The sequence below is a fragment of the Corynebacterium sp. HMSC076C10 genome, from assembly GCF_001812455.1.
Classification (GTDB): Bacteria; Actinomycetota; Actinomycetes; order Mycobacteriales; family Mycobacteriaceae; genus Corynebacterium; species Corynebacterium jeikeium_D.
In genome coordinates this window covers 183,847-191,714 of the sequence record NZ_KV809157.1, presented here as the reverse complement: position 1 = coordinate 191,714, position 7,868 = coordinate 183,847, and the positions used below count along the sequence as shown (strand labels likewise).

At 59.6% G+C, this 7,868-nt stretch carries 9 protein-coding genes and 1 pseudogene; 2 read left to right on the top strand and 8 right to left on the bottom strand.

Annotated features, from left to right (window positions below):
* From HMPREF2857_RS09880 to rimP, 4 genes are all read right to left on the bottom strand, one after another.
* On the bottom strand, positions 1-269 hold a 269-nt coding region (locus HMPREF2857_RS09880), incomplete at its 3' end, for a translation initiation factor IF-2 N-terminal domain-containing protein (protein WP_141752755.1).
* 129 nt (positions 270-398) lie between these two features.
* Positions 399-791 carry a YlxR family protein gene (locus tag HMPREF2857_RS09875; RefSeq protein WP_070644038.1) on the bottom strand — a complete coding sequence of 131 codons (393 nt, stop codon included), beginning with the start codon at positions 789-791 and terminating at the stop codon, positions 399-401.
* A gap of 171 nt (positions 792-962) precedes the next feature.
* Positions 963-1,949 carry a transcription termination factor NusA gene (gene nusA / locus HMPREF2857_RS09870; protein WP_069358754.1) on the bottom strand — a complete coding sequence of 329 codons (987 nt, stop codon included), beginning with the start codon at positions 1,947-1,949 and terminating at the stop codon, positions 963-965.
* Positions 1,946-2,518, bottom strand: a complete 573-nt coding sequence (gene rimP / locus HMPREF2857_RS09865; protein WP_070644036.1) for a ribosome maturation factor RimP — start codon at positions 2,516-2,518, stop codon at positions 1,946-1,948. The genes nusA and rimP overlap by 4 nt, the downstream gene beginning before the upstream one ends.
* 101 nt (positions 2,519-2,619) lie before the next feature.
* On the opposite strand from rimP, the gene HMPREF2857_RS09860 reads away from it, so the two are divergent.
* On the top strand, positions 2,620-3,585 hold the full coding sequence (locus tag HMPREF2857_RS09860; protein WP_049189652.1) for a DUF4439 domain-containing protein: 966 nt from the start codon (positions 2,620-2,622) through the stop codon (positions 3,583-3,585).
* Here the strand turns inward: HMPREF2857_RS09860 and HMPREF2857_RS09855 are convergent.
* Positions 3,582-5,354, bottom strand: a complete 1,773-nt coding sequence (locus HMPREF2857_RS09855; protein ID WP_070644030.1) for a proline--tRNA ligase — start codon at positions 5,352-5,354, stop codon at positions 3,582-3,584. The two genes, HMPREF2857_RS09860 and HMPREF2857_RS09855, sit on opposite strands and share 4 nt — an antisense overlap.
* 60 nt (positions 5,355-5,414) lie before the next feature.
* On the opposite strand from HMPREF2857_RS09855, the gene HMPREF2857_RS09850 reads away from it, so the two are divergent.
* Positions 5,415-6,152, top strand: coding sequence for a YaaA family protein (locus tag HMPREF2857_RS09850; protein ID WP_070644072.1), 738 nt, complete (start codon positions 5,415-5,417; stop codon positions 6,150-6,152).
* On the opposite strand, the gene HMPREF2857_RS09845 is transcribed toward HMPREF2857_RS09850, so the two are convergent.
* The 3 genes and pseudogenes from HMPREF2857_RS09845 to HMPREF2857_RS10995 all read right to left on the bottom strand — a co-directional run.
* Complete coding sequence (locus HMPREF2857_RS09845) at positions 6,149-6,430, bottom strand: hypothetical protein (RefSeq protein WP_224783776.1); 282 nt, start codon at positions 6,428-6,430, stop codon at positions 6,149-6,151. The genes HMPREF2857_RS09850 and HMPREF2857_RS09845 overlap by 4 nt on opposite strands.
* Complete coding sequence (gene cobA / locus HMPREF2857_RS09840) at positions 6,423-7,514, bottom strand: uroporphyrinogen-III C-methyltransferase (RefSeq protein ID WP_070644024.1); 1,092 nt, start codon at positions 7,512-7,514, stop codon at positions 6,423-6,425. Before cobA ends, HMPREF2857_RS09845 begins: the two co-directional genes overlap by 8 nt.
* Before the next feature lie 10 nt (positions 7,515-7,524).
* Positions 7,525-7,868 (bottom strand): annotated as a pseudogene (locus HMPREF2857_RS10995) (cobyrinate a,c-diamide synthase); the annotation flags it as partial.

Genomic DNA, 7,868 nt, shown 5'->3' with positions numbered 1-7,868 from the left:
TTAGCGCCTGGCTTAGCTGCTGGCTTGGCACCCGACTTAGCAGCAGACTTAGCTGCAGCCTTGGTCGCTGGGGCCTGTGCAGACGCGTCAGCACCTGCGCCAGCGTTCTTCTCTTCGTAGACCTTCTTCATCTTCCTGACGACGGGTGGTTCCACCGTCGAAGAAGCGGTCTTAACAAACTCGCCCTGAGCCTTCAGCTCGGCGAGTAGTTCTTTGCTGGTGACCCCGAGCTGCTTAGCGAGCTCATGGACACGTAGCTTTCCGGACACTGCTCTCCTCACTAGTGGGGGCCGAGCAGCGCCCGATGGCGGATTCGTCCGCGCACCGAGAGCGCCTGCAGGGCTCCCTCTTATCTATTGCCGTTCATCGCTGATGCTTCATCGTGTGCTCATCAGTGTTCAGGTCTTTCTGTTGTCATTTTTCCTGCCTCCCTGCTTAGCGACACGCACATCGTCAGCGGGAGCGAAACCCTCCGCCGCTTCGTAGTGCGTGGCGATAAACTGTTTAACCGGAAACGCATCTACCTGCGTAGATACCTTCAGTGCGCGGCCAAATGCACGGCGCTTGTCGGCGATCTCCCAAGCCTTTAGTGTTGGGGTGATCCAGGCACCTCGCCCCTGCATCCGACGATGCGGATCAGCAACGACGGCTACTGAGCCATCTGAACGGGTGGTGGCGACAATGCGCAGCAGCTCCGAGCAATTGTGGCGCTGCTTAGTTGCAATACAGGTACGTGTGGGTGCAGGTGTATGAGTTGTCGAATTCGGGTTTATCACCCGCGAAGTCGTCATACTCCTGACGCACCCACCTTCCTGCTAAGAAATTCAGCGTGAAAATTCGCATAGGAAAATCACGCCTTGTCGTTTGGCCACCTCCCAGCATAACCCGAAAAGGCGGAAAAGTGCCAACCCCCTAGGCACTTTCCCGCCTCTTTCGCAACCGCTGGGACGCTGACGTTGCGTCTACTCCGCGTCGGAGTGGATATCGATTCGCCAGCCGGTCAGACGAGCTGCCAGACGGGCATTCTGTCCCTCCTTGCCGATAGCAAGAGAGAGCTGGTAGTCGGGCACCACAACGTGTGCACGGCGCTCGTCCATGTCCAGAATCTTGACACTAACTACCTTGGCGGGCGCCAGCGAGTTACCAACGAACTTCGCCGGATCCTCGTCGTAGTCGATGATGTCGATCTTCTCGCCCTTGAGCTCATTCATAATCGAGCTCACACGCTGACCGCGGGGCCCAATGCAGGCGCCCTTAGCGTTGAGGCCCTTGACCGTGGGGCGTACAGCAACCTTGGTGCGGTGACCGGCCTCGCGCGCAATGGAGATCAATTCCACTGCCCCATCGGCAACTTCCGGAACTTCAAGTTCGAAGAGCTTACGAGTGAGCTCCGGGTGCGTGCGTGACAGGTGAATCGCAACACCGCGCGGTGTCTTGTTCACACCGACGACGTAGCACTTGATGCGGTCACCGTGCTTGAGTTCCTCACCCGGCAGCTGCTCAGCCGGCATCAGAATACCGTCGCGGCCGTTGGCCTCCGAACCGATGTGGACGACGACAATGCCCTTTTCATTGGCATATACATCGCGCTGGACCACGCCGGAAATGACCTGGTTAGACAGGTCTGCGTATTCGTCGAGAACCTTGTCGCTCTCCGCATCCCGCAGACGCGAAAGGATGGTCTGACGGACAGCGAATGCTGCGGTACGCTCGAAGTCCTCCGGAGTGTCGTCCCATTCGGAGATGAGATTGCCCTCGTCGTCTCGCTCCTGGGCAAAGACTATGACGTCACCGGTCTCACGGTCGATTTCGACGCGCGCATACTGTGCCGGTGCGGTGGTATTACGGTAGCTTTCACGCAATGCTCGGGCGACCAGTCCCAGCATTTCGTCGACAGGAATACCCTTTTCCTTTTCCAAGGTTCGCAGGGCAGCTAGTTCAATCTTCACTTGTTATCCTCCAGCCTGGTCAAGGCATCGTCATAGTCTAGTCCCGCAAAATCTTTCTCGGCTGCGGGCGGATTAGAGAATTCAACTTGTACCACTGCACGGGCCACATTGGTTAATTGGACACGCTGACCAACAGCCTTCAAACGCCCCTTTGGCCCTTTAGAGGTAACGAGAATGATGGATTCTTCATCCGGCGACAGCGCACCAATGCGGGCTGCAATCGCGGAACCGTCGGCAAGCGAAATCTCCGCAATACGACCACGGTTACGACGCCAGTGCCGAGGCTGAGTCAGCGGTGCGTCAATACCAGGAGTGGAAACTTCCAAGGTGTAGCCCTGAGCGCCGAAGTCGGCTTCACCACGTACCTCCGCGGCATCCAGAGCCGAAGATACTTCATGCGTGGCTTGTTCCAGAACATCGAGGTCAGGACGCTCATCTGCGTCAACCAACACAATGACCTGTGACTTTGCGCCGGCGCGAACGACCTTGACATCTTCCACATCCAGGCCGATTTGTGCGAGCGCCGGGCTCACAAACTGTTCAATTTTCTCGGGTGCGGGTATCGCCATAGTCGTAGAGTCTACAGGTCAAGTACTAGGAATTGCGCACCTGGGCGGTTTCCACACACCGCGTTGACACAAAGTGCCGCCCGCCGTGGCACCATAGTGAGGTGATTGTTGAACCTCCCTCCCCCAGTTTTGCTTCCGCATCGCATCGCACTCGTACTCTCTCGCGCCGTGGCTTCCTCGCTGCTGCTCTCGCCGTGGGATCACTTCCTGCGCTTTCCGCGTGCTCGCATCTGGTGGCACCGCGCCCCGATTACGCCATTGAGGTTCTCCATGCGCTGGCGGCGCGCGATGCACAGTCGCTTAGCGACGCCAATCCTGACCTCGCAGCGGTGCGCTCCGCGCAGGTTACCGAACTGGATAAGGAAATCACACGCGCCTGCGGCACCCACAAGGACGGTAAACCTGTCGATGAATGTGGCTCGGACGTAGCAGTCCCAGGATCCCTGGTTACCGGTTCCGATGCGAAATTACTGCTCACGGACTCGCGAAACAATCCCGTACTGACGAATGCCCTGGATTCACGCACTGCATTGCGGGAGGAGCACACTGCGCGCCTCGCCACGGCTGTCGATGGCGGTATCGTCCTCGCTCTGCGTGTTGCGGGCGCTGAGTGGGAGGAGCTTGTCCCATTGATTCCCAGTGACAGGGATGAAATCTCGGGTGCCGAAGAACAGATGACTAAGGCACTGCAAGCCGAATACATGATGATTTACGGTGTCGGCGTAGCCGCACCACGTGTCGGAGGCGATACCACTACTGCACTTTTGGCCCGTGGCGAGCGCCACCGAATTTTGCGCGATCGTGCCCGACTAATTCTGGAGGATTCCGACGTTGAGGTGCCGGAGAGCGCACCTGGCTATATGCCGGAAGGCGCTCCTTCGCCGGATACGGCACCCGTCGATTACATGATTGCATTGGAGCGCTATTGTGCCCAGGCGTGGGAAGACGTATTGCTCGCTGCTAATAACCCTCGGATGCGTATGTTCGCGCTGCAGGCAGCTGGCGTGGCTGCCGCCGGAGCGGCAGCGCTAGGTGGCAACAACTTGGAGCCGTTGCCCGGGCTCTAAGCCTTGCGAACCAGCTCCGCGACGTGAGCTGCAATGCCGTCAGCGGCGACCTCGTCGGTCTCGTTGGTCAGGCGGTTACGCAGCTCCACCTTGCCGTCGGCGTAGCCACGGCCAAAGATGACCACAAACGGCATACCCAGCAGCTCGGCGTCCTTGAACTTCACACCGGGGCTGACCTTCGGACGGTCGTCGAAAAGCACCTCAATGCCCTGCTGGCTGAGGTCTTCCGCCAGCTGTTCAGCGGCCTCAGCTGCTTCGGCGTTCTTGCCGGCCACAGCGATGTGAACCTTGTACGGTGCCGCGGCAACTGGCCACTTGAGGCCCTTTTCATCCAACTGCTGTTCCGCGAGGACAGCGACCAGGCGGGACACGCCAATGCCGTAGGACCCCATCGTCGGACGAGCACGCTTACCGTTGACATCGAGGATGTCGATTTCAAAGGCGTTGGTGTACTTGCGGCCCAACTGGAAAATGTGACCGATCTCGATTCCGCGCTCGATCTTTAGCGTGCCATGCCCCTCCGGAGCCGGGTCGCCGTCACGCACCTCTGCGACATCGCAAATACCGTCAATCTGGAAGTCGCGACCAGCGACCACATCGACGATGTGCTTGCCTTCCTCGTTGGCTCCTGTAATCCAATTTGTGCCCTCCGCCACGCGGGGGTCAGCTAGGATCTTCACACCGTGATCGGCGAGCCCCTGCGGGCCGACGTAACCCTTGATTAGGAAGTCATTAGCTGCGAAGTCCTTGTCCTCCAGCAAGCGCGCCTCACCCGGTTCAAATGCGACTTCGAGACGCTTTTCATCGACCTCACGGTCACCGGGAACCAGGATTGCGGTGAGCTGTTCCGGCAGGGCGTTGCCCTCCTTATCGACCTTCTTCGGGTCGACGGCGACGAGAACGCACTTCAAAGTATCGGCAGCAGTGACCTCGCGTCCGAGGTCCGCGCCATTGGCCCAATCAACAAGTGCTGCGATTGTGGTGCAGTTCGGAGACTCGTAAACCTTCGCCTCCGGCTGTCCCTCAATCGGCTGCGGTTCGACTGCCGGAATCTTCACGGCTTCCACATTGGCGGCGTACTCACCGTCGGTGGAGACTACGAAGGAGTCTTCGCCACTTTCGCTAACAGCCAGGAACTCCTCGGAGGCCGAACCGCCCATAGCGCCGGAGGTCGCGTGGCAGATCTCGTACTTAATGCCCAGCCGGTCAAAAATTCGCTGGTAGGCACCGCGGTGCTGCTGATAAGAATTCTCCAGCCCCTCGTCGTCCATGTCGAAGGAATAAGAGTCCTTCATCACGAACTCGCGGCCACGCAGAATACCAGCGCGCGGGCGAGCCTCGTCGCGGTACTTGGTCTGAATCTGAAACAGCGTCGTCGGGAAATCCTTGTAGGAGCTGAAAAGATCCTTGACAGCCAGCGCGAACATCTCTTCGTGCGTCGGCCCCAGCAGGTAGTCCGCGCCCTTGCGATCCTTCAGACGGAACAGCTCGGGGCCGTATTCGGTCCACCGATTCGTCGCCTCGTACGGTTCACGCGGGAGCAGTGCAGGGAATGCCAGCTCCTGTGCGCCAATGCGTTCCATCTCCTCGCGCACAACCTTCTCTACGTTGCGCAGAGCCTTCAAGCCCAGTGGCAGCCAGGAGTACACACCAGGGGCAGTTCGCCGGATGTAGCCGGCACGGACGAGCAGCTTGTGGCTAGGGACCTCGGCGTCAGCAGGATCCTCGCGCAGTGTGCGCAGGAACAGCTGGGACATTCGCGTAATCATGAATGCTGATTTTACCCGTCGATCATTCTTCGCAACATGCGGGGCATTACTATGGTGCCCATGCTCGTAGTCCTACCCCCATCTGAAACCAAAGCCACTGGTGGCAGCCATCCCGCAGTGGACTTTTCCTCGCTGAGCTTCGGCTCCCTCAACCCCATCCGCGAGCGCATTGCAGCCGATCTCGTGGCGCTAAGTGCGAACAGGGAAGCCGCGATGGAAACACTGAAGCTGGGGCCGCGTCTTGCTGACGAAGTCACGGCTAATGCCGCACTCCTAGAGTCGCCGACCATGCCGGCTCTCGAGCGTTATACCGGGGTGCTCTACGACGCACTCTCCCCCAGCGATTTGCCGGAAACCGGCCGTGCTCGACTCGCCATCGGGTCAGCGCTCTTCGGCGTCATTGGCGGGGACGACCTCATCCCCCACTACCGTCTCTCTGGCACGGTCAAGCTCCCCTTCGCGGATCAGCCTGCCGACGCAGCTCCCACGATGAAGCGCCGATGGGGCACCGCCATTACCGAGGCTCTCAATGATGTCGACTTCCTCATCGACCTTCGTTCCGGCACCTACGCCAATTTGGGCAAAGTCAAGAGCGCGACAACGATGACCGTGCTCACCGCCGAGGGCAAAATCGTCAGCCACTTCAACAAGCACTACAAGGGCCTATTTGCCCGCGCCATCGCCCTTTCCGACACGGCACCGACCTCCCCCACAGAGGCCGTCGACATCGCACGCGCCGCAGGATACGACGTCTCGCTTGACGACGACACCCTCATCTTCCGCGTCCCAGAAAACTAAATGTCGTCGTTGTAGCGCTTCCGGCCTGCCACAATGGCGGCAATGAGCGCGATGACAGCGATGAAAATGCTGTCGTATCGCGAGCCTTCTCCGCCGAGGAGAAGGAGGCGGAAGATGATCATGGCTCCGAGGTAGAACACCAGGAAGGTCGCAGCACCCATCCAGATGGCGCTACGCAGCTGATCGTCGGCAAGCAGTCGGGTAACAAGCCCTGCCTTTTGCTGCTCTGGCTCACGCTTCCTCGACTTGTTGTTGCTCGACTTGTTGTTCTTACTCATCGCCCTCATCCAGACCGGCGACTTCACCGATGACGATAACCGCGGGCGGCTTGATTGCCTCTTCGACCATTTTCTCGCCAAGCTCGCCGAGTGTGCAGCGTAGCGACCTCTGATTCGGCAGCGTGCCGTCCTGTATGACCGCAGCCGGAGTCTTCGGGCTGCGGCCGGCCTTCATCAGAGCCTCGGCAATCTTCGGCCCGTTCTTAACTCCCATAATGATGGCAATAGTGCCGTGCATCCGGCCCAGCGCATCCCAATTGACCAGCGATGTCTTGTGCCCCGGTGGGACGTGACCGGACACGACAGTGAATTCGTGGTTGACGCCACGCATAGTAACTGGGATGCCAATTGTCCCCGGTACCGCCAGTGCTGAAGTAATACCCGGCACAACACGAACCGGTACCCCAGCCTTCTGTAGCTCCTGAAGCTCTTCAAAACCGCGGCCGAAGATGTACGGATCGCCACCCTTGAGCCGGACCACAAAGTAGCCCTCTCGGGCACGATGAACTAACAGTTCATTGATGCGCTCCTGAGCCATGGCGCGGCCGTAAGGAAGCTTGCCGGCATCAATAATCTCGACATCCGGCTCCAAGTCACCGAGCAGCGACAGTGGACCGAGGTGGTCTGCAACGACAACGTCGGCAAGCCGGAGCAGGCGACGCCCCTCAACGGTAATCAGACCGGGGTCGCCCGGGCCACCACCCACAAGCGCGACCTGACCAGCGAGGTCCCCAGCGCGCGACGCGCGACGGCCGGTCAGCGCCACAGGAGTAAGCGGGCTGGAAGCCCCGGTTTCATCGTCGACGAGAATACCTCGGCGGTGTCCCTCTAGAGTCACCTCACGCAACAACGCCTCGTCACAGCAGACCATGAGAGCCTTGCCCCAGCTCATCGCCTCGGTAAAACCGGTGCGGGTCAAAGTAATACGGCCGTCTGCAGCCCAGGCCTCAATCGCAGTTGTTACTTCCCCACCTTCACACACAGTGACATCAGCGCCAGAGTCCAACAGCCGAGGAATCACGCGCTCTGCAGCCGTGGAACCGCCAATCACCAACACACCGTAGTCTTTGAGAAGCAAACTCATAGCTAACACTTTACCCGGCGCACGAAGCGACAAAGCGACTGACGTTCCCCGGCGCACCCGCCGGATGAACATGCAGGTAACCGGCATGAATCCGCCCAGACTCGGAAACAAAGCCGTCGCGAACTGTTTCGCCTTGATATCCACGCCAACCCCAGGCTGGTTGCCACCCGGCCGCAGCAGCGACACTTGCGGTGTCATCGGTGAGGGCTGTCTTGTGGAACTCGTGACCGCGCACGCGCGTTCCTACCGGGCACAGCGCAGAATCAGTCAGCGCCACAGCCTCCCGGTACCCCAGCTTCAACCGTGCCATGTGCGCTCGCCCCGGGATGATGCCACACATACGGCGCCCACCGA

Coding starts and splice junctions, on each gene's coding strand:
- HMPREF2857_RS09875 (WP_070644038.1), bottom strand. CDS start 791: ATGACGACTTCGCGGGTGATAAACCCGAATTCGACAACTCATACACCT.
- rimP (WP_070644036.1), bottom strand. CDS start 2,518: ATGGCGATACCCGCACCCGAGAAAATTGAACAGTTTGTGAGCCCGGCG.
- HMPREF2857_RS09855 (WP_070644030.1), bottom strand. CDS start 5,354: ATGATTACGCGAATGTCCCAGCTGTTCCTGCGCACACTGCGCGAGGAT.
- HMPREF2857_RS09850 (WP_070644072.1), top strand. CDS start 5,415: ATGCTCGTAGTCCTACCCCCATCTGAAACCAAAGCCACTGGTGGCAGC.
- HMPREF2857_RS09845 (WP_224783776.1), bottom strand. CDS start 6,430: ATGAGTAAGAACAACAAGTCGAGCAACAACAAGTCGAGGAAGCGTGAG.
- cobA (WP_070644024.1), bottom strand. CDS start 7,514: ATGAGTTTGCTTCTCAAAGACTACGGTGTGTTGGTGATTGGCGGTTCC.